The following is a 20827-nucleotide window of genomic DNA, read 5'->3' as shown; positions in this document are numbered from 1 at the left end:
CAAGGGAAGGGAAAGGAGACCCCGATGCCGGTGACCACTCTCGTAACACTCTTGATCGCGGTGCTTGCCTCCGCAGGGTTCACGATCTGGGCCCTCTTCGCCTGGGGTGCCAGCAAGGTTATCCCGCTGCTCCTCGGCATCGCGCTGCTGATCCGCTGGGGCATGGCCTCGGTGCCCGCGGATGACACCCGCGCCTGACCGCCGCGCGCGTCGATCCGATCCATCCCAAGATTTCCCGTCACCAGATACCCCGAATTCAGACCCTCCGGCTCCGAACACGGTGTCCGCGGACATCTGGCTTACAGAGCGCGGTCTTCCGCTGGCCGCACCCGCCCTTTCCCCCGACCGCATCCTGCTCATCGCCTGCGGCGCGCTTGCGCATGAGGTGCTTGCGCTGCGCAGGCAGCGCGGCTTTGACCATCTCGACCTCACCTGCCTGCCCGCCAAGCTGCACAACACCCCCGAGCGCATCCCGGACGCCGTCCGCGCCGCGGCGGAGAGGCACCGCGCAGGCTACAAAGAGATCAAGCTGCTCTACGCCGATTGCGGCACCGGTGGCCGGCTCACCGCGCTCTGCGATGAGCTGGGGATCGAGATGCTGCCCGGCGCGCATTGCTATGCGGTTTTCGACGGGGTCGAGACCTTCGCCGCGCGCGGCGAGGTCACCAGCTTCTTCCTGACCGATTTCCTCGTGCGCCAGTTCGACGCCTTCGTCTGGCGACCGCTGGGCCTCGACCGCCATCCAGAGCTGCGCGATGCCTATTTCGGCAATTACCGAAAGTTGGTGCATCTGGCGCAGGTCGAGGATGCCGCGACCTCGGAACTGGCGGCGCGCCATGCCGCGCGGCTCGGACTCGCCTTCGAGCGTCGCACGACAGGATACGGCGATCTCGGCGCGGCGCTCGAGGGGTGGGCGCGGGCGGGAAGCTAGCCGGGGCTCTGCCCCGCGCGGCCCTGCGGGCCACGCTCCCCGGGATATTTGAACCTAGGCGAAAGCCGGGATCACTCCGCCGCGCCCTGCCGCAGCAGCAGCGCCGAGACCGGCACCAGCGCGACGCTGTTGGCGCGGTCCTGCAGGCCCCAGAGCAGCAGCGCCGAGACCGTGTCGGCGCGCAGCCGGCCCAGCATCACCACGTTCTCGTCCTGCCGCGCCTTGAAGGCCGCCTGGTCGAGGAAGCGCCGCATCACCCGCGGCTCCTGCCCCTTGCCGTCGAAATCGCGGAACACCGTCAGACTCGGCACACCGGCGCGGCGCGCCAGCGCCTCGGCGGTGTTGAGCCCGTTCGGCATCAACAGCAGCCCGTGTCCGCTGGCCGCAAGGATATCCGCCGCCTGCTCGGCCACCGCGCGGTCATGCTGCAGCACGAGGTCCGCGCCCTCGAGCACGCCGATGGCCTCGGGAACCGTGGTAAGGGCTCCCTCGAGGGCGACCTCGGTGTCGCTCGGCGTGGCGTTCTCCGGCAGCTCGGCGAGGGCCAGCACCTCGAAGCCGCGCGCGCGGTAGCCGCTGGCGGCGCCAACGGGATCGGGATGGGTCGCGGCGATGGCGAAGCTCACTGGGAAGGGAAAGGCTTCGACCGTCTCGGGACCGAGCGGTCCGGTGCCATCATCGATGAGGACGATGGACAGGGCCGGCTCGCCGGGCGCGAGATCGGCGGCGGCGGCGAACCGGCGCAGCGGTGCATCTTCGGCAGTCACGGGCGCCGCGGCAGGCGCCTCGTCGGTGATCACCGGCAGGCGGCTCTCGGGCGCGGTGCCGACCCGCGGAGCGGCGTCCGGCTCGCCTGCCTCCACCTGCGGCTCCTGCACCTCCGAAGCCCGGTCCACCAGAGAGGTCGCGGGACGGCCAATGCCCGGGCCGTCGGAGCCGGGTGCCTCGGCCGGGCGCTCGGGGATCAGCGCGGTCACCCGCGGCGGCTCGGAGGCTTCCGGCTCCGCGACCGGCATTTCGGGGTCTTCCGAAGCGACTTCCGGCGCGGGCGCGGGGGCCGCGGCGAGACCGCTGTCCTCGGCGGGCTGCGGCGGCTGCGCCGGATCGGTGGAGAGCGCCGGCTGCGCCTCGGCCAGCGGCGCCTCGGGGGGCAACGCGGGCAGGCCGGGCTGCACCGGCGCGTCCCCGCCCACCGCGAGCCGCGCGGCCTCGGAGGCGCCGGGGGCATCCGGCGCATCGGGTGCGGGGATCGGGTCGGGGCGCTGCAGCGGGTTGGTGTCCGGCGCGCTGCCCTCGGCGAGCGAGGGCGCGGAGAGCACCGGGCCAGCCTCGGAGGGCGCGACGCCGCGCTCTTCGCTCGGACGGCGGGCGGGCGGCGGCGTTTCGGTGTTTTCGGAACGGGTTTCGGGGGCGGGTTCGACAACCGTTTCGTCGGGGCCTTCGGCGGGCTCGGCGACCGCCATGTCATCCGCCATGTCGCTCGTCATGTCCTTCGTTGCGTCCGCCGCCGCTCCGGCGATCTCGTCGGGCGCCTGCGAAGCCGAGCCGTCTTCCAGCGTGTCCCCGGGCGCCCCATCGGGCGCGGCCGCCGCCTCTTCCGGCTCCTCGGTCTCGGGTGCTTCGGCAACCGGCGCCTCGGCAACCGGCGCCGCGCGTTCGCTGAGGCTGTCAACAGCTTCCGCAACGGGGTCGGTGGCGATCGGCGCCTCGGGCGGCGCGGTGCGGTTGGCCGGCGGCCCCATGGCCACCGAAAGCACCCCGGCCCCCACTCCCGAAACCACCAGCCCCCAGATCGCCCCTGCCAAGAAACCGCGTGCCATGTCCCTGCCCGTCCTCTGCTCTGCCCCGGGCCCCGTTGCCGGACCCTTTGTCGCCGTGGTACGGCGCTATCGTCGGTCCCGATCAGATGTTCGGGACATGGCCTTGACGCTGCACCACCTGCGGGCGCATGTATACCCCCACCGCGGGTCCGCCCGCCAGCCTGAAGAGTCTACCATGCTGCTTCTCATCGACAATTACGACAGTTTCACCTGGAACCTCGTGCATTACGTGGGCGAGTTGGGCGTGGAGGCGAAGGTCGTGCGCAACGACCAGATCGACGTGCAGGCGGCGATGGCGCTGAAGCCCGCCGGCATCCTGCTGTCGCCCGGGCCCTGCACGCCGACCGAGGCGGGCATCTGCCTGTCGCTCACCGCCGCCGCCGCCGAGACCCGCACGCCGCTCTTCGGCGTCTGCCTCGGCCATCAGACCATCGGCCAGGCCTTTGGCGGCACCGTCAAGCGCCACGACGAGATCGTGCACGGCAAGGTCGGCCTGATGCACCACGACGACACCGGGGTCTTCGCCGGGCTGCCCTCGCCCTTCGAGGCGACGCGGTATCACTCGCTGGTTGTCGCCCGCGACGATCTGCCCGAGGAACTGATCGCAAACGCCTGGCTCGAGGACGGCACGATCATGGGGCTGCGTCACCGCGAGCTGCCGATCCACGGCGTGCAGTTCCACCCCGAGAGCATCGCCTCGCAGCACGGCCATGCCCTCATCGAGAATTTCCTGAAGACCATGAAAGTCCCTGCATGAGCGATCGACTGAAGCCGCTGATCGGCGCCGCCTGTACCCGTCCGCTGAGCCGGGAGGAGGCCGAGGCCGCCTTTGAGATCCTCTTCGAGGGCGAGGCCACCCCGGCGCAGATCGGCGGCCTGCTGATGAGCCTGCGCACCCGTGGCGAGACGGTGGCCGAATATGCCGCCGCCGCCGCGGTGATGCGTGCCAAGTGCAACAAGGTCATCGCGCCCGAGGGCGCCATCGACATCGTCGGCACCGGCGGTGATGGCAAGGGCACGCTGAACATCTCGACCGCCACCGCCTTCGTCGTCGCCGGCGCGGGCGTGACCGTGGCCAAGCACGGCAACCGCAACCTGTCGTCGAAATCGGGCTCGGCGGATGCGCTCGGCCAGATGGGCATCAACGTCATGCTGCCCGCCCCGGCCATCGCCCCCATCCTGAACGAGGTCGGCATCTGCTTCATGATGGCGACCATGCACCACCCGGCGATGAAACACGTCGGCCCGCCGCGCATGGAGCTGGGCACCCGGACGATCTTCAATATTCTCGGGCCGATGACCAACCCGGCCGGCGTCAAGCGCCAGCTCACCGGCGCCTTCTCGCGCGATCTCATCCGGCCGATGGCCGAGGTGCTGGGCCAGCTCGGATCCGAACGCGCCTGGCTGGTGCACGGCTCGGACGGCACCGACGAGCTGGCCATCTCCGGCGTGAGCTGGGTCGCCGCGCTGGAAGAGGATGGCAGCATCCGCGAGGTCGAACTGCACCCCGAGGATGCGGGTCTTCCCGAACACCCGTTCGAGGAGATCGTCGGCGGGGATCCGGCCGAGAACGCCGCCGCCATGCGCGCGCTGCTGGACGGGGCGCAGAACGCCTACCGCGACGCAGTGCTGCTGAACTCCGCCGCCGCGATCGTCGTTTCGGGCAAGGCCACCGACCTCCAGGAAGGCGTTGCCATGGCCCGCGAGAGCATCGACAGCGGCGCGGCCAAGGGAAAGGTCGAGGCGCTCGCCAAGGCCACGCAAGCCGCCGCATGAGCCTTCCCGCACGCTGGGGCCACCTGCCCTTTTTCACCGAGGAGTTCCCCCGCATCGCCGCGGTGCTTGCGGAGGACACCCGGCAAATCCTGCCTCCCGAGCCGCAGCGCTTCGCCGCGCTGGATGCCTGTGCGCCGGGCGAGGTGCGGGTGGTGATCCTCGGGCAGGATCCCTACCCGACGCCGGGCCATGCGCATGGGCTCGCCTTTTCGGTAGAACCCGAAGTACGCCCGCTGCCGCGTTCGCTGACCAATATCTACAAGGAATTGCACGAAGAGTTCGGCGCCGTGCCGCCGAACGGCGACCTGCGGTTCTGGGCGCGTCAGGGCGTGCTGCTGCTCAACACCGCGCTCTCGGTGCCCGCGGGCAATGCCGGGGCCCATGCCAAGCTCGGCTGGTCGAAGCTGACGGCCCAGGTGCTCGAGGCGCTTTCGGACCAGCCGCGGGCCTTCATCCTCTGGGGCGGCCACGCGCAGAAGTTCGCGCCGCACATCCAGGGCGAGGATCACCTGATCCTGACCTCGGCCCACCCCTCACCGCTCTCGGCGCGGCGCGGCTTTTTCGGCTCGCGCCCCTTTTCCCGCGTCAACGACTGGCTTAAAGCCAGAGGGGACACGCCGATCAACTGGACCACGCCCGGCGCGGCCTGACGGACCGGCGCGAGAACGATACGGAGCCCGCCATGACCCAGACGATCCTCGACAAGATCAAGGCCTACAAGCTCGAAGAGGTCGCCGCCGACAAGGCCGCGAAACCCATCGCCGAGGTCGAGGCCGAGGCCCGTGCCGCAAGCCCCGTGCGGCCCTTTGCACAGGCGCTCTTCGCGGCGGCCAAGACCGGCTATGGTCTGATCTCGGAAGTGAAGAAGGCGTCGCCTTCCAAGGGTCTGATCCGCGAGGACTTCCACCCCGCCACGCTGGCCCGGGCCTACGAGCGCGGCGGTGCGACCTGCCTCTCGGTGCTGACCGACACGCCGTCCTTCCAGGGTGCCAAGAGCTTCCTGACCGAGGCGCGCTCGGCCACGAACATGCCCGCGCTGCGCAAGGATTTCATGTACGACCCCTATCAGGTCGCCGAGGCCCGCGCGCTTGGCGCCGACTGCATCCTGATCATCATGGCCTCGGTGTCGGACACGCTGGCCGCCGAGCTCGAAGATGCCGCCTTCGGCTGGGGCATGGACGCGCTGATCGAGGTACATGACGGCGAGGAACTCGAGCGTGCGCTCACACTCAAATCGCCGCTGATCGGGGTCAACAACCGCAACCTCAAGACCTTCGAGACCTCGCTCGACATCACGCGCACGCTCTCGAAGACCGTACCCGAGGGCCGCTTCCTGATTTCCGAGTCCGGGCTCAACACGCCGGCCGATCTGGCGGACATGGCGCAATACGGTGCCCGCGCCTTCCTCATCGGCGAGAGCCTGATGCGGCAGGAGAACGTCGAGCAAGCCACCCGCACTCTGCTCGCCGACCCGGTGCCCGCATGAGCGGCCTGACCCATTTCGACGCGAAGGGCGATGCCCATATGGTCGACGTTTCGGATAAACCCGTAACGTCCCGCATCGCCACCGCCGGCGCGTGGATCCGCATGGAGCAGGCGACCTTCGACCTCGTCACCGAGGGCAAGGCCAAGAAGGGCGATGTCATCGGCGTGGCGCGTCTGGCGGGCATCATGGGTGCCAAGAAGACCCCCGAGCTGATCCCGCTCTGCCACCCGCTCCCGGTGACCAAGGTGACCGTCGAGATCACCCCCGACGCTTCCCTGCCCGGCCTGCAGATCGAGGCCACCGTCAAGACCACCGGCCAGACCGGCGTCGAGATGGAGGCGCTGACCGCTGCCTCGACAGCGGCGCTGACCGTCTACGACATGGTGAAAGCCGTGGACCGTGGCATGGAGATCGGCGGATTGCGCGTTCTGCTGAAGGACGGCGGCAAATCCGGGCGTTACGAGGCCAGATGATCCCCGTCTCGGAAGCGCTGGACCACCTCTTCGCTCTTGCACGTCCGCTGGATGTCGAGGAGGTGCCGCTGCGCGAAGCCGGAGGCCGGGTGCTCGCCCGCCCCGTCGCCGCGCGCCGCGACCAGCCGCCCTTTGCCGCCTCGGCGATGGACGGCTATGGCGTGGCCTCCGCCGCGCCCGGCATGAGTTTCTCTGTGATCGGCGAAGCCGCCGCGGGCCGCGCCTTCCAGGGCCGGGTCGGTGCCGGCGAAGCGGTCCGGATTTTCACCGGCGCGCCGGTGCCGGATGGCGTGAAAACCGTTGTAATCCAAGAAGATGTCACCCGCGATGGCGACCGGATCACCATCACCGACCGGCTTGGCGCAGGCGACAATATCCGCCCCTACGGCAATGACTTTCGCGCCGGCCTCACGGTCGAGGCGCCGCGCCTGCTCGGACCGCAGGAGATTGCCCTGCTGGCCGCGATGAACATTGCCAGCGTGCCCGTGACGCGCCGCCCGAAAGTCGCGCTGATCTCCACCGGCGACGAGCTGGTGATGCCCGGCGAAGATCCCGGCCCCGACCAGATCATCGCCTCGAACACCTTCGGTCTTTACGTGCTGATGCAGCTGCTCGGCGCCGAACCCCGCCTGCTGCCCATCGCCCGCGACAGCGAGGCCTCGCTCCGCACGATCTTCGGCATGGTCGGCGATGCCGACCTCGTGGTGACCATCGGCGGCGCCTCGGTGGGCGATCATGATCTTGTCGCCCGCGTGGCCGAGGGCATGGGGCTCGAACGCGCCTTCCACAAGGTGGCGATGCGCCCGGGCAAGCCCTTGATGTCAGGACGTTTTGGTGAGGCGATGATGGTCGGCCTGCCGGGCAACCCGGTCTCTGCCATGGTCTGCGGCCATGTCTTCCTGGCGCCGGTGATCCGCGCCATGCTCGGCCTCGGTGCAGCGCCCGCCGCGCGCGAGACGCTGCGCCTCGCGGCGCCCATCGGCGAGAACGGTCCGCGCGAGCACTACATGCGCGCGAAGATCACCCCCGAGGGGGTCGCGGTGTTCGACCGCCAGGACAGCGCCCTGCTGAGCGTGCTGGGCGCCGCCAATGCGCTTGCGGTGCGCCCGCCGCACGATGGCGCGCGCGCCGCCGGGGACGAGATCGAGGTGATCCGCCTCTGAGCCGCGTTTCGGGTTCACCCGAAACGCAAGGTTTCCCTTTTGAACCGCTTGCATAGCCACAAGAATTAACCCGTCTTTAACCTTGCTTTAACGATTGCGGGGATTGACACAAAACGGGAACATGGCTAGAACATAGTCGAACATCTCTTCAGGCAAAGACCCGGGACAAGGCGCATGCTGACCAAGAAACAGCTCGATCTGCTGGATTTCATCAACAAGCGCCTAGCGCGCGACGGCGTTCCGCCCAGTTTTGACGAGATGAAGGATGCGCTGGACCTGCGCTCCAAATCCGGCATCCACCGGCTGATCACCGCGCTCGAGGAACGTGGCTTCATCCGCCGCCTTGCCCACCGCGCCCGCGCCATCGAAATCGTCAAGCTGCCCGACAGCCTCGCGGGGCGCCCGACCGGCTTCGTGCCGCAGGTGATCGACGGTGATCGCGCCGCGCCGAAGGCGCCGGCCAAGGATCCGCTCGAATTGGTCGGGGCGATGGAACTGCCGCTGATGGGCCGGATCGCCGCCGGTGTCCCCATCGAGTCGATCTCCGACATTCCGCCGAATGTCGCCGTCCCCTCGGCGATGCTCGCCAGCAATGGCCGCCATTACGCGCTCGAGGTGAAGGGCGACTCGATGATCGAGGCCGGGATCAACGACGGCGACGTGGTGATCATCCGCGAAACCAGCTCGGCCGAGAACGGACAGATCGTCGTCGCTCAGGTCGAAGGCTATGAATCCACCCTCAAGCGCTTCCGCCGCAAGGGCAGCAGCATCGTGCTCGAAGCGGCCAATCCCGCCTATGAAGCCCGCGTGCTGCCCTCGGGGTCGGTCTCGGTGCAGGGCCGCCTCGTCGGGCTGATCCGCTCCTACTGACCCCAAGACGCGCCGCCCTCCCACAAACGCGGGGGACTGCGCCGCGAGACCTGCATCTGCAAGCCGCCGGGGCCGCGCTGAAAGGCGACGGCCCCTGTTGTTTTCAATCGGTCCGGGTCGAAGACCTCGCAGCCCGGCGGCGCCGGCAGGGGCACGTTGGACACGAGCAGTGCCGCCCCGTCGCAGCCCGAGATCGTGGCCGCGGCCCTTGTGCCCGAAACGTGCAGCACCTCGGTCTGCGCGACTTGCGCGCGACGGAGACGACTAACAGCTCCGGGCCAGAGGGCCGCCGCAGCGGCCTGGTCGGCGGGCTGGCCGTCGTTCTCGAGCCAGAGTTTCGCGGTGAACCCCTCGCCGACCTCCCGTGACAGGGCGCGGCCCCTTTCCGTCATGACCCCGACGAGCGCACCACTCTGGGAAATCAGGATCGACGGGCGCTCCGTCTTGCTCCAGAGGAACACCCCAAGCGCCAATGGTATCAGCCCCGCCCAGCGTCCAAGCCCCTGCCAGAGCATCACAAAGAGCCCGCCCAGGGCGATCAGGGGAAGGACCGCACCGGTCGGCGCGACCACATGGCCGAGCGCAGCGTCCCAGCTCGCCACCTCCTGCGCGACCGCCAGGATCCAGCGCAGCCCCAGCGCCATGCCCTGCAGTGCCAGACCGTCGAGGCCGAGCGGCATCAGCAGCGCCGCCAGCACCGCCATCGGCACCGCCAGCAGTCCCATGGCCGGCACCGCCAGCAGGTTCGCCAGCAGCCCGTAGCGCGACACCATGTTGAAATGCGCCATGGAGAAGGGTGCCGTGGCCGCCGAGGCGACGGCCGAGGACAGCAGCAGGGCCAATGCGGGCCGCGCCCATCTTGGCAGCGGGGTCTGCGCGCGGAGCGCGCCGAACACGCAGACCAGCGCCGTGGTTGCGGCAAAGGACATCTGGAACCCCGGGCCAAGCAGCGCCTCGGGGCGGAGGACCAGGAGCAGCAGCGCCGCCAGCGCCACCGCGCGCAGGGAGAGCGCACGCAAGTCCGCCAGAACCGCCCCGAGCATCACCGCCACCATGATGAAGGCGCGCTGCGTTGCGACATTGCCGCCCGAAAGCGCCAGGTATCCCGCCGCCGCCAGCAGCGCGACAATGGCCGCGATCTTCTTGCCGGGCCAGTGATGGCGGCTGCGCGGCGCAAGCAGCAGCAACAGACGCGCCGCGCCGAAGACGAAGCCGCTCAGCAGCCCCATGTGCAGGCCGGAGATGGCCAGCAGATGCGCGAGGTTGGTGTGGCGCAGGGCATCGCGCGTGTCCTGCCCCATCGCGCTGCGATCCCCGGTCATCAGCGCCGCGGCAAAGGCCCCGATCTCGCCCGGCAGCTTGGCCTGAACCCGCGCCGAGAGCGCCATCCTTGCCCGGACCAGCCATTGCCCGCCCTGCGCAGGTGCCACCAGCACCACCGGGGTGCGGCTGTACCCCACCGCGCCAATCCGCGCGAACCAGGCGTTGCGCCGGAAGTCGAACCCTCCGGGCTCCACCGGTCCGCCCGGTGCCATCAGGTGGCCGGTCAGCGCCACGGTCTGCCCGACGGACAGGTCAAGCGTCCGCGCCTGCAGCTCCGGCGCGCCATGCAACGCAACGCGGACGCGCTGCGGCGTCCGCTCGGGCGCCAGGCGCAGTAGGCGCACATGGTCCAGCGTCAGCCGCGGCACATCCGAGGCCGAGCGGTCCATGGCGATCACCCGCCCCTCGATCGGCCCGTAGTGGCGAAACCCCAGCTGCGGCGCTGCGACGTGATGCGCGCGCGCCCCGGCCAGCGCCAGCCCGAGCAGCAGCAGCCCCAGGCCGATCCCCGGCGCAGACCACCCGCCGGACCAAAGCCGCGCGCCCACCAACAGCAGACAGCCGCAGACCCCCGCCGCAAGCAGCGCCGCCTCCGGCGGCTCGACCGGCAGGGAGAAATAGACCCCGATCCCGGCGCCAAGGCAGACCGGTGCCCAAACAAAGAGATGACCGCGCTGCGCCGCGAGCGCCGCGCGACCGCGCCGCATGGCAACCGCCGGAGCCGCGCGCAGCAAGGTCAGCCATCGGCCCATGCTTGCCCCCGCCCCCCACGCTGGTTAAGGAACCTGCAAAACCCTAGGCCCACCACGGTTACCGCGAGGTTAAGACCCATGACGAGCCCCTCCCCGAGCACCCAGGCAGTCGTTACCCGTTTCGCTCCTTCTCCCACCGGCTATCTTCACATTGGCGGCGCCCGCACCGCGCTGTTCAACTGGCTCTACGCCCGCGGCCGCGGCGGCAAGTTCCTGCTGCGCATCGAGGACACCGACCGCGCGCGCTCGACCCCCGAGGCGACCGCCGCGATCCTCAAGGGGCTCGACTGGCTCGGGCTCGACCATGACGGCGAGGTGATCAGCCAGTTCGAGCGCGCGCCCCGCCATGCCGAGGTCGCCCGCGAGCTGCTCGCCAAGGGCGCTGCCTACAAGTGCTTCTCGACCCAGGAGGAAATCGAGGCCTTCCGCGAAAAGGCCCGCGAGGCCGGCACCTCGACGCTATTCCGCAGCCCCTGGCGCGACGCCGATCCGGCCAGCCACCCCGACGCGCCCTACGTCATCCGCCTGCGCACGCCCGAAGCGGGCGAGACGGTGATCGAAGACGAGGTGCAGGGCACGGTGCGGATCCGCAACGACCAGCTCGACGACATGATCCTGCTGCGCTCGGACGGCACGCCGGTCTACATGCTGGCGGTGGTGGTCGACGACCGCGACATGGGCGTCACCCATGTGATCCGCGGCGACGACCACCTCAACAACGCCGCACGGCAGATGGGCATCTACACCGCCATGGGCTGGCCGCTGCCGGTCTACGCGCACATTCCGCTAATCCACGGGCCGGACGGCAAGAAGCTCAGCAAGCGCCATGGCGCGCTCGGCGTCGATGAATACCAGAAGCTCGGCTACCCGTCCGCGGGCATGCGCAACTACCTGGCGCGGCTCGGCTGGAGCCACGGCGATGACGAGTTCTTCACCGATGCGCAGGCAAAGGAATGGTTCGACCTGTCGGGAATCGGAAAGTCGCCGGCGCGGCTCGACTTCAAGAAACTCGAAAACATCTGCGGCCAGCACATCGCGGCCGGGGACGATGCCGCACTGCTGCATGAAATCGAGGCATATCTTGACGCGGCGAGGCTTCCGGCACTGACCGAGGCTCAAAAAGCCGGGATGACGCAGGGTATGTACTGCCTGAAAGATCGCGCCAAGACTTTCCCGGAACTCCTTGAAAAAGCGCATTTCATCCTGACCGATACCCCCGTCGTGCCGGACGAGAAGGCAGCGAAAAACCTCGATCCTGTATCCCGTGGTATACTGGCCTCGTTGACGCCGCAGTTGCAAAGTGCTAGCTGGTCGCGTGAAGAACTCGAGGGGGTAACGGCGCGTTTCGCCGACGAGCAGAACACCAAATTCGGCAAGCTGGCCGGGCCGCTTCGTGCGGCTCTCGCGGGCCGATCCGTGACCCCGAGCGTGTTCGACATGATGCTGGTGCTCGGCCGCGAGGAAAGCCTCCTCCGGCTCGAACAGGCAGCGGCTTCCGAGGCGGCGTGACGGGCTGATTTTCAGCCAGCCCGACCCCGCCCCGGGCCATGTGTGACAGATACTGACCGGGCGCGCCCGACGCGCCTGGCCCATTCCAGATGAAGGGACAAGCAAGCATGGCTGACACAGCGAAAAGCGCGAAACTGACCATCGGCGAGCAGAGCTACGATCTTCCGATCTACTCCCCCACCGCCGGCCCCGACGTGGTCGACATCCGCAAGCTCTACGCCCAGGCCGGGGTGTTCACCTACGATCCGGGCTTCACCTCGACCGCGAGCTGCGACAGCACCATCACCTTCATCGACGGCGACGAGGGCGTTCTTCTGCATCGCGGCTACCCGATCGACCAGCTGGCGAGCAAATCGCACTACCTCGAAGTCTGCTACCTGCTGCTCTACGGCGAGCTGCCGACCGCGGCGGAGCTCGAGGACTTCGAGAACACGATCACCCGCCACACGATGATCCATGAGCAGATGCACAACTTCTTCCGCGGCTTCCGCCGCGACGCGCATCCCATGGCAACCATGGTGGGTGTGGTCGGCGCCATGTCGGCCTTCTACCACGACTCCACCGACATCTCGGACCCGCGTCAGCGCGAGATCGCCTCGCACCGCCTGATCGCCAAGATGCCGACCATCGCGGCGATGGCCTACAAGTACTCGATCGGCCAGCCCTTCGTGTACCCGCGCAACGACCTGACCTACGCCGAGAACTTCCTGCACATGTGCTTCTCGGTCCCGGCCGAGAAATACGAGGTGAACCCGATCCTGGCGCGCGCCATGGACCGCATCTTCACCCTGCACGCCGACCACGAGCAGAACGCCTCGACCTCGACCGTGCGTCTGGCCTCCTCTTCGGGCGCCAACCCGTTTGCCTGCATCGCGGCCGGCATCGCCTGCCTCTGGGGCCCGGCCCACGGCGGCGCCAACCAGGCCTGCCTCGAGATGCTGAAAGAGATCGGCTCGGTCGACAAGATCCCCGAATACATCGCCCGCGCCAAGGACAAGAACGACCCGTTCCGCCTTATGGGCTTCGGTCACCGCGTCTACAAGAACCGCGACCCGCGCGCGACGGTGATGAAGCAGTCGGCGGACGAGGTGCTCGACCTCATGGGGATCGAGAACAACCCGATCCTGCAGGTGGCGAAAGAGCTCGAGAAGCAGGCGCTGGAAGACCAGTACTTCATCGACAAGAAGCTCTTCCCGAACGTCGACTTCTACTCGGGCATCATCCTCGAGGCGATGGGCTTCCCGACCTCGATGTTCACCCCGATCTTCGCGCTGTCGCGCACCGTGGGCTGGGTCTCGCAGTGGAAAGAGCAGCTCGCGGATCCGCAGCACAAGATCGGCCGTCCGCGTCAGCTGTACCTCGGCTCGACGCTGCGCGACTACACCGACATCGAAAGCCGCTGATCCTGCTTTCAGAGATACGAAAGGCCCCGCTTTTGCGGGGCCTTTTGCTTTTGCGGCAAGGCTTTGTCAGCCCGGAACGTAGCGCGCCCGCGGCCGGATCAACGCACCGCTGCGCGCCTGTTCGAGCGCATGGGCGATCCAGCCGGCGAGCCGCCCCGCGGCAAAGATCGCGAAGCCTGCGTCCGCTGGCAGGCCATGCGCCAGACCAAGCGCCGCCAGCCCGGTGTCGACGTTCGGCGCCAATGCCAGCCGCTCGGAGAGTTGGCGCTCAGCGCGGCGGGCCGGGTGCTCCGGGTCCAGGCGCGCCAGCATGAGCCGCGCCCGGGGATCGCCGTCCGGATAGAGCGGATGGCCATAGCCGAAGCCATAGGCGGAGTGCCCCGCCTGCGCGTTCAGGAAGGCCTCCATATCCCACCGCATCGCCGCTTCCAGCGCGCTGCGCGCCAGAGCCGAGGCGCCGCCATGCCGCGCCCCGCTCAGCGTCGACAGGCCGCAAAGCAGCGCCGCGGGAAGGCTGGCCCCGGTCGAGGCGGCGATCCGCACGGCAAAGGTCGAGGGGTTCAATTCGTGATCGCTGAGCAGCACAAGCGCGCGGCGCAGGTCGTCTTCGCCGGAACCATCAAGCGCCCAGGCCCCGGCGAAACGCTGCTGCAACGAACCGCCTTGGCTGCCGCCAAGCAGCGCATTGGCCACGAGAGAGATCAGCCTGCCCGCCTCGCAGGCAATCTCAGGCTCGGAGAGCGCGGTCAGTGGCGCCGCCCCCTCCACCGCGCCCGCCAGCGCCTGCATGGCCCGTGCGACGGGCGTGCTGCCCGTGACGCTTGTCTCCACGTCCGGCAGATCCACTCTGCTCAGCCCGCAGAGATGCGCCGCCATCTGCTCGGGTGTCATCGTCTCGGCGCAGTCCTCGACCGAGCGCCCGCGCAGCCAGAGCATCCCGTCCCGCACCTCGGAAATGGCCGTCACCAGCACCGGATCGCCCCAACGGATCGCCTGCTCGGCCACCTCGCCGCGGGCGCGCGGGCGGCGGTTCTGGCGCAGCAACGTCTCGACATCTGGGCGGAAATAGAGGCTGCGCCGCGCGTCCTGCGCATCCGCCTCGGCCCGCAATTGCCCGCGGCTGACGTAGGCGTAGAGGGTCTGGGGCTTCACCCCGAGCAAGGTGCAGGCGGCAGCGGCGTCGATCCAATCCAGAGAGTTCATATTGATTATATTGATCAAGATTTACAGCCGGTCAATCGGCGCGTTTCATGGCGGCAGGCAAGCATGGAGGCCGTCATGACATCCCCCTTCGATCTTCTGATTTCCGAGGCGCTCGGCAGCGATCTCGCACCCGGAGCCGAGGTGATGGAAACCGGGGAGGCCGAGTTGCCCTCTTGCTTTCGGGTCTCGGAGCTCGCCACGGCCTCGCTGAAGGCCGCGGCGCGAGAGATGGCGGCGCTGCGCGGCGCGCGACATGCGGTGATCGACCGGCGTCTCGCCTCGCTGTGGTTCGACATGACGCTGCGCCCGATCGGCTGGGAACTGCCCTCGGCCTGGGACCCGATCGCCGGGGACTACGCGGCGGCGGACGGCTGGATCCGGCTGCACACCAATGCCCCGCACCACCGCGCCGCGGCGCTGTCGGTGCTTGGCTGCCGCGCCGAGCGAGGTCACGTCACCGAGGCCGTCGCCACATGGGACAAGGCCGCGCTAGAGGCCGCCGTGGTGGCGGCGGGCGGTGCTGCGGCGGCCATGCACAGCTTGGACGAATGGGCGACGCATCCGCAGGGCAAGGCGGTGGCCGCCGAGCCGCTGATCGCCTGGCAGGAGACCGGTGCCTCGTCGGCCCCGGTTTCCATGAGCGGCCTCCGCGTGCTCGACCTGACCCGCGTGCTCGCCGGGCCGGTGGTAACGCGGTTCCTCGCCGGATATGGCGCCGAGGTGCTGCGCATCGACCCGCCGGGATGGTCCGAGCCGGGCGTCGAGCCCGAGGTCACACTGGGCAAACGTCGTGCCGGGCTGGACCTGACCCGGCGCGAAGATCGTGCGACCTTCGAAGACCTCCTCAGGACGACCGACGTGCTGGTGCACGGCTATCGCCCCGGCGCGCTGGAGGGCTTGGGCTATGGCGAGGAGGCCCGGCGCAAACTCTCGCCCGGGATGATCGACGTGAGCCTTTGCGCCTTCGGCCGGACCGGCCCCTGGGCCGGGCGGCGCGGCTTCGACAGCCTTGTGCAGATGAGCTGCGGCATTGCCGCCGAGGGCATGCGCCGCCGTGCGGCCCCGCGCCCGGTGCCGCTGCCGGTGCAGGCACTGGATCACGCCACGGGCTGCCTCATGGCCGCCACCGTGCTGCGCGCGTTGCGGCAGCGGCAGGCAAACGGGCGGGTGGTCTCGGCACGGCTGTCGCTGGCCCGCACCGGCGCGCTGCTGGTCTCGGGAGGTGTTCGGGACGTCACCGGCGCGCCCATCGCGGAGACCGGAGCCGATCTCGCGCCCGAGATCGAGCAAACCGGCTGGGGACCGGCCCGGCGTTTGCGCTTTCCGGTGACGCTGGATCGCCAGCCGCCCCGGTGGGACATTCCGGCGGGGCCGCTGAGGGTGGATCCGCCGTCTTGGCAGGCGAAGGAGACCACCGACGCGGGCGAGGCGCTCAGCGCCCCTCGAACTTCGCCGGGCGCTTTTCGTGAAAGGCGACCACGCCTTCCTTGAAGTCCCGGGTCATGCCGCATTCGCCCTGCAGCTGTGCCTCGAGCAGAAGCTGGCCGTCGAAGTCCTTCTCGAAGGCGCCGCGGATGGCGCGCTTGATGCGGGCATAGGCCTCGGAGGGCCCCTGCGCCAGATGCGCGGCGCGGGACTTCCAGATCGCCTCGAACTCGGCATCGGGCACCGCCTCCCAGATCATCCCCCAGCGCTCGGCCTGCGCCGCGCTGATGCGGTCGGCGAAGAGCGCCGCGCCCATGGCCTTGGCCATGCCCATCTGCCGCGGCAGCATCCATGTCCCGCCCGCGTCCGGCATCAGTCCGATGCGGGTGAAGGCCTGCATGAAAAAGGCGCTTTCGGCGGCGATCACCACGTCTGCGGCCAGCGCGAGGTTGGCCCCGGCCCCCGCCGCCGCGCCGTTCACCGCGGCGATGGTCGGTCGCGGGCACGCCACCAGCGCGCTCAGCATCGGCATGTATTCGTCGCGCAGCACCCGTTCGAGGTCGATGTTCGCCGCGCTCTCGCGATCGCCGAGGTCCTGCCCCGAGCAGAAGGCCCGGCCCTCGCCGGTCAGCACCACCACCCGCGCCTCCTTGCCGCCCGCCTGGATGGCATGGGTCAGCTCGGCCCGCATCGACGCCGAGAGCGCGTTCATCACCTCGGGCCGCGCCAGGGTGATCAGCGCCACGTCGTCTTCGATCTCGTAGCGGATGGTGTCGTAGTGCATGGGGTCCTCCGGGCTGGCGCGGTTGCGCGCGGGAACTCTCCCCCGCGCGCGCCCGGTGCGCAAGTCCCCTTACCTGCCGCAGACCCGACCCAGCGCCGCGATCAGCGCCAGCGCGTCCGCACTCGGGCGGGTCTCGATGCGGGTGTAGACGGCACCGTCGCGAGTGCGCTCCAACATGCGGTTCTCGACCATTGTCCGGCGGATCTGCGCGGCGTCCCGGAAAGCGCAGAGCGTGTCGATCCGGGCACTGATCTCGCGCTCGGTGAAGCTCTGCCGCGGTGGAATGCGCGCCCAGAGCGGCCAGAGGCAGAGCGCCTGCATCGCCGTCCGTCCGGGAAATCGAAGCAAGCGCCCCTGCCCGTCGAAGTGGCGCAGAGCGCGCGAGACCTGTCTGAGGTCAGGCCGCGGAGCGGGTTCGGTCTGCGCGCGCAGGTGCTGGTAGTTGCGGTAGCCCGCAGCCTTTGCAATCAGCCCGAGCATCTGCTGATGCGACGGCGCTGTCTCGAGGCCGGCCCGAAGCGCACGGGCAAATTGCGAAAGATCGTCGATGGCAAGCGGGATTGCCTCCCGCGACGGGGCGTTGATCTTCATCGGATGGGTCATCGGATCCTCCAGATCCTCCGGCGCCTTTTGCCCGAACCCTCGCGGGGCTGGAGTTCCGCCCTTGTCCGTCAGGCATCGCCGGCATGTCCGGAGAGGTCTGCGATCCCAAAAGCAGGTTCAGCGTGCCCGGAACATCCGGACGGCGGAGACTGGGTGAACTGCCGACCCTGCCGGCAGTCCTATCAGGAGGAGCGGTTTTCGTCCAGAATGCGCTTCAGCCGGGCCTCTTCCTCGGCGCTGAGGCCGGCCTCCGTGCTCGGCTCGGCGCGCGCGCGGCCGCGCAGGTAGACCGCCGCGAGGATCAGCGCCAGCACGAAGAGGATCGGCCCGGCGGCCCAGAGCAGCCAGTTCCAGCCGCGCGTGGTGGGCTGCAGCAGCACGAACTCGCCGTAGCGGTCCACGAGGTAGGCCACCGCCTCCTCGTCGCTGTCCCCCGCCACCAGCCGCTCGCGCACCAGCAGGCGCAGGTCACGCGCGAGCGCGGCATTGGAATCGTCAATGTTCTCGTTCTGGCAGACCAGACAGCGCAGGTGCTTGGACAGCTCACGCGCCCGCGCCTCGAGCGCCGGGTCCGCGAGCATCTCGTCCGGCTGCACGGCCTGCGCCGGCGTCGCCTGCATCAGCGGGAGCGCCAGAAGCGCCAGCAGCAGCAGCGCGCGGAAGGGTTTCGGCAGGGTCATTCCGCGGGCACTCCCCGTGCCGGGGCCGCCTTGCGCGCGCCTGCGGCAACGCGGAAGCGGCGGTCCGACAGACTCAGCGCGCCGCCGAGGGCCATGAGGATCGCCCCGCCCCAGATCCAGTTGGCGAGCGGTTTGACATAGGTCCGCATGGTCCAGCTCCCGCCGCCCTGCGCATCGCCGAGCACCACGTAGACATCGCGCAGGACACCGCCGTCGATGGCCGCCTCGGTGGTCGGCATCCCGGCGACGGGATAAGTGCGTTTTTCCGGGTAGAGATGCGCCACCTCGGCACCATCCCGGCGCAACGAGACCTCGCCCATGTCAGAGAAATAGTTCGGCCCCTGCACCCGCTCGACGCCGAGCAGTTCCAGCTCGTAGGCGCCGACGGTGAAGGGCTCGTTCACATGGGCGACGCGGATGTCCTCCTGCTGCCAGGCCATCAGCCCGGCGATGCCCAGCATGGTGACCCCAAGCCCCGCGTGAGCAACCGCCTTGCCCCAGTCGGCGCGCGGCAGCCGCGCGAGGCGGCGCCAGTCGCGGTTCTGACCGATGCGGCTGAGCAGGTCGGTGATCGACCCCGCAACCAGCCAGGTGCCGAGGAAGACGCCAATGGGGCCCATCAGGCTGCGCCCGGTCTGCATCGCCCAAACGAGCCCGGCCAACGCCAACGCCAGCCCCAGCGCCGGAGCGAGCTGGCGCAGCACCCGGCCGATCTTGCCGCGCTTCCAGCTGATCATGCCGCCGATCGGCAGGATCAGGCCAAGCAGCACCATGAAGGGGGTGAAGGCCATGTTGAAGAAGGGCGCGCCGACCGAGAGCTTGCGGCCGAAGAGCATCTCGGCGACCAGCGGCCAGAGCGTGCCGGTAAAGACCACGAAGCAGGCCACGGCGAGCAGGATGTTGTTCACCACCAGCGCCGACTCGCGGCTGACGATGCCGAACACGCCCTTGGCCTGCATGATCCCCGCCCGCGCCGCGTAGAGCGTCAACGCCCCGCCTGTGAAGAACACAAGGATGCCGAGGATGAACACGCCGCGCTGCGGGTCGGTGGCGAAAGCGTGCACCGAGGTCAGCACGCCCGAGCGCACGATGAAGGTGCCGATCAGCGAGAAGCCGAAGGCGAGGATCGCCAGCAGGATGGTCCAGCTCTTCAGGGCTTCGCGCTTTTCGACCACGATGGCCGAATGCAGCAGCGCGGCGGCCAGCAGCCAAGGCATGAAGGAGGCGTTCTCGACCGGGTCCCAGAACCAGAAGCCGCCCCAGCCGAGCTCGTAGTAGGCCCACCAGGAGCCGAGCGCGATGCCGACGGTCAGGAACACCCAGCTCAGCAGCGTCCAGGGGCGCACCCAGCGGCCCCAGGCGGCATCGACCCGACCCTCGATCAGCGCGGCGACCGCGAAGCTGAAGCAGATCGAGAGGCCGACGTAGCCGAGGTAGAGGAACGGCGGGTGGAAGGCGAGCCCCGGGTCCTGCAGCAGCGGGTTCAGATCCTGCCCGTCGAAGGGCGGCACCGCAAGACGCAGGAAGGGGTTCGAGGTGAACAGGATGAAGGCGAAGAAGGCCACGCCCACCGCCGCCTGCACCGACAGCACGCGCGCCCGCAGCGTCGGCGGCAGGTTGCCCCCGAACCAGGCCGCCATCGCGCCGAAGAGCGACAGGATCAGCACCCAGAGCAGCATCGAGCCCTCGTGGTTCCCCCAGACGCCGCTGATCTTGTAGAGCAGCGGCTTGGCGGAATGCGAGTTCATCACCACAAGCCGCAGCGAGAAGTCCGAGGTGATGAAGGCATGCATCAGGGCGCCGAAGGACAGCGCGACAAGCAGGAATTGCGCCGTTGCGGCGGGCTCGGCGACGGCCATCCAGCCGGGCCATCGCTTGTGCGCGCCGATCATCGGAACCACCGCCTGCACGCAGGCGACGAGGAAGGCGAGGATGAGCGCGAAATGTCCGAATTCGGTGATCATGCCTTGCTTATAGGCACCAAGAGAACGCCCGGCCAATGGAAATCATCGGCCGGGCGGCATCACTTTGTCGCGGGTGTCGACGTCGCGCGGGCGCGCGCTCAGTCCATCCGGCGCAGATAGGTCCAGGTGGGCACCGCGGAATTGCGGGCAACCGAGAAGGCCTCGGCGTCGCCGATGTACTCGAAGCCACAGTTGGTCAGCACACGGGCCGAGGCCGCGTTGTCCTGGAACACCGAGGCGAACATCGTGGCGCTTCCGAAGGGGTTGGCCTGCACCAGCGCGCGCACCGCCTCCGAGGCGTGGCCGGTGTTCCAGAACGGCGGCGCGACCCAGTAGCCGATCTCGGCCTGGTTTCCATCGGTGAGACGTTCGAGCGAGATCAGACCCATCACCTCGGCACCATCCTGGTCGGAGGCATCCATCGCCCAGACGTCCTCGACCCGCTTGGGGTCCATGGCACGGGTGATGAAGGCCTCGGTCGCGCCCGGCGGAAGCGGGTGCGGAATCGAGGTGGTCATGCGTGCAAGACGCAGCTCCGAAGTGTAATGCGCGATCATCCCGGCATCGGAGCGGCGCAGCGGCCGCAGCACGAAGCGGGGTGTCTCGATGACCGGTTGCGCGGTCAGCTGGTCGTCTTCGGCCAGACTCATCGTCTTTCTCCT

The 20827-nt window shown here is 69.1% G+C and carries 20 protein-coding genes; 12 read left to right on the top strand and 8 right to left on the bottom strand.

Going from position 1 to position 20827, the window contains the following annotated elements; translation table 11 throughout:
• Positions 1-24 precede the first annotated feature (24 nt).
• Together LC039_RS02320 and LC039_RS02315 are read left to right on the top strand one after the other, a co-directional pair.
• A complete protein-coding gene (locus tag LC039_RS02320) occupies positions 25-198 on the top strand; it encodes a hypothetical protein (RefSeq protein WP_226621444.1) in 174 nt (57 codons plus the stop codon).
• 82 nt (positions 199-280) lie between these two features.
• A complete protein-coding gene (locus LC039_RS02315; RefSeq protein ID WP_413463806.1) occupies positions 281-931 on the top strand; it encodes a DUF1638 domain-containing protein in 651 nt (216 codons plus the stop codon).
• A 71-nt stretch (positions 932-1002) separates the two neighbouring features.
• Here the strand turns inward: LC039_RS02315 and LC039_RS02310 are convergent, their stop codons facing one another.
• Positions 1003-2751 carry a divergent polysaccharide deacetylase family protein gene (locus LC039_RS02310; protein WP_226621443.1) on the bottom strand — a complete coding sequence of 583 codons (1749 nt, stop codon included), beginning with the start codon at positions 2749-2751 and terminating at the stop codon, positions 1003-1005.
• Between the two features lie 175 nt (positions 2752-2926).
• Here LC039_RS02310 and LC039_RS02305 point away from each other — a divergent pair, with 175 nt between their 5' ends.
• The 7 genes from LC039_RS02305 (at position 2927) to lexA (ending at position 8519) form a co-directional block, all read left to right on the top strand.
• Positions 2927-3508: an anthranilate synthase component II gene (locus LC039_RS02305; protein ID WP_226621442.1), complete on the top strand. Its 582-nt coding sequence runs from the start codon at positions 2927-2929 to the stop codon at positions 3506-3508.
• The gene (gene trpD, locus LC039_RS02300) at positions 3505-4527 is read left to right on the top strand and encodes an anthranilate phosphoribosyltransferase (RefSeq protein WP_226621441.1); all 1023 of its coding nucleotides are present in this window, start codon (positions 3505-3507) and stop codon (positions 4525-4527) included. Before LC039_RS02305 ends, trpD begins: the two co-directional genes overlap by 4 nt.
• Positions 4524-5177 carry a uracil-DNA glycosylase gene (locus LC039_RS02295; protein WP_226621440.1) on the top strand — a complete coding sequence of 218 codons (654 nt, stop codon included), beginning with the start codon at positions 4524-4526 and terminating at the stop codon, positions 5175-5177. The genes trpD and LC039_RS02295 overlap by 4 nt, the downstream gene beginning before the upstream one ends.
• 32 nt (positions 5178-5209) lie before the next feature.
• Positions 5210-6013, top strand: coding sequence for an indole-3-glycerol phosphate synthase TrpC (gene trpC / locus LC039_RS02290; RefSeq protein ID WP_226621439.1), 804 nt, complete (start codon positions 5210-5212; stop codon positions 6011-6013).
• On the top strand, positions 6010-6486 hold the full coding sequence (gene moaC / locus LC039_RS02285) for a cyclic pyranopterin monophosphate synthase MoaC (protein WP_226621438.1): 477 nt from the start codon (positions 6010-6012) through the stop codon (positions 6484-6486). Before trpC ends, moaC begins: the two co-directional genes overlap by 4 nt.
• Positions 6483-7649, top strand: coding sequence for a gephyrin-like molybdotransferase Glp (gene glp / locus LC039_RS02280; protein WP_226621437.1), 1167 nt, complete (start codon positions 6483-6485; stop codon positions 7647-7649). Before moaC ends, glp begins: the two co-directional genes overlap by 4 nt.
• Positions 7650-7823: 174 nt before the next feature.
• Positions 7824-8519: a transcriptional repressor LexA gene (gene lexA, locus LC039_RS02275; protein WP_226621436.1), complete on the top strand. Its 696-nt coding sequence runs from the start codon at positions 7824-7826 to the stop codon at positions 8517-8519.
• On the opposite strand, the gene LC039_RS02270 is transcribed toward lexA, so the two are convergent.
• On the bottom strand, positions 8513-10594 hold the full coding sequence (locus LC039_RS02270) for a ComEC/Rec2 family competence protein (RefSeq protein WP_226621435.1): 2082 nt from the start codon (positions 10592-10594) through the stop codon (positions 8513-8515). The two genes, lexA and LC039_RS02270, sit on opposite strands and share 7 nt — an antisense overlap.
• Positions 10595-10672: 78 nt before the next feature.
• On the opposite strand from LC039_RS02270, the gene gltX reads away from it, so the two are divergent.
• Positions 10673-12103 carry a glutamate--tRNA ligase gene (gene gltX, locus LC039_RS02265; RefSeq protein ID WP_226621434.1) on the top strand — a complete coding sequence of 477 codons (1431 nt, stop codon included), beginning with the start codon at positions 10673-10675 and terminating at the stop codon, positions 12101-12103.
• A gap of 107 nt (positions 12104-12210) precedes the next feature.
• On the top strand, positions 12211-13506 hold the full coding sequence (gene gltA, locus LC039_RS02260) for a citrate synthase (protein WP_226621433.1): 1296 nt from the start codon (positions 12211-12213) through the stop codon (positions 13504-13506).
• 66 nt (positions 13507-13572) lie between these two features.
• Here the strand turns inward: gltA and LC039_RS02255 are convergent, their stop codons facing one another.
• On the bottom strand, positions 13573-14709 hold the full coding sequence (locus tag LC039_RS02255) for a citrate synthase family protein (protein ID WP_226621432.1): 1137 nt from the start codon (positions 14707-14709) through the stop codon (positions 13573-13575).
• Between the two features lie 75 nt (positions 14710-14784).
• Between LC039_RS02255 and LC039_RS02250 the strand changes: the two genes are divergently transcribed.
• Positions 14785-16200, top strand: a complete 1416-nt coding sequence (locus LC039_RS02250) for a CoA transferase (protein ID WP_226621431.1) — start codon at positions 14785-14787, stop codon at positions 16198-16200.
• Here the strand turns inward: LC039_RS02250 and LC039_RS02245 are convergent.
• The 5 genes from LC039_RS02245 to LC039_RS02225 form a co-directional block, all read right to left on the bottom strand.
• Positions 16142-16918, bottom strand: a complete 777-nt coding sequence (locus LC039_RS02245) for an enoyl-CoA hydratase-related protein (protein ID WP_226621430.1) — start codon at positions 16916-16918, stop codon at positions 16142-16144. The genes LC039_RS02250 and LC039_RS02245 overlap by 59 nt on opposite strands.
• Positions 16919-16987: 69 nt before the next feature.
• Positions 16988-17521: a DUF2087 domain-containing protein gene (locus LC039_RS02240; protein ID WP_226621429.1), complete on the bottom strand. Its 534-nt coding sequence runs from the start codon at positions 17519-17521 to the stop codon at positions 16988-16990.
• A 182-nt stretch (positions 17522-17703) separates the two neighbouring features.
• Positions 17704-18201 carry a cytochrome c-type biogenesis protein CcmH gene (locus LC039_RS02235; RefSeq protein WP_226621428.1) on the bottom strand — a complete coding sequence of 166 codons (498 nt, stop codon included), beginning with the start codon at positions 18199-18201 and terminating at the stop codon, positions 17704-17706.
• Positions 18198-20165: a heme lyase CcmF/NrfE family subunit gene (locus LC039_RS02230; protein WP_226621427.1), complete on the bottom strand. Its 1968-nt coding sequence runs from the start codon at positions 20163-20165 to the stop codon at positions 18198-18200. The genes LC039_RS02235 and LC039_RS02230 overlap by 4 nt, the downstream gene beginning before the upstream one ends.
• A gap of 98 nt (positions 20166-20263) precedes the next feature.
• Positions 20264-20815 (bottom strand): GNAT family N-acetyltransferase, encoded by a 552-nt coding sequence (locus tag LC039_RS02225; protein WP_226621426.1) that lies wholly within the window; start codon positions 20813-20815, stop codon positions 20264-20266.
• Positions 20816-20827: the final 12 nt, after the last annotated feature.

It is taken from the genome of Alloyangia pacifica (assembly GCF_020524285.1).
Taxonomy (GTDB): domain Bacteria; phylum Pseudomonadota; class Alphaproteobacteria; order Rhodobacterales; family Rhodobacteraceae; genus Salipiger; species Salipiger pacificus_B.
This window is presented reverse-complemented; position numbering and strand designations above follow the sequence as displayed.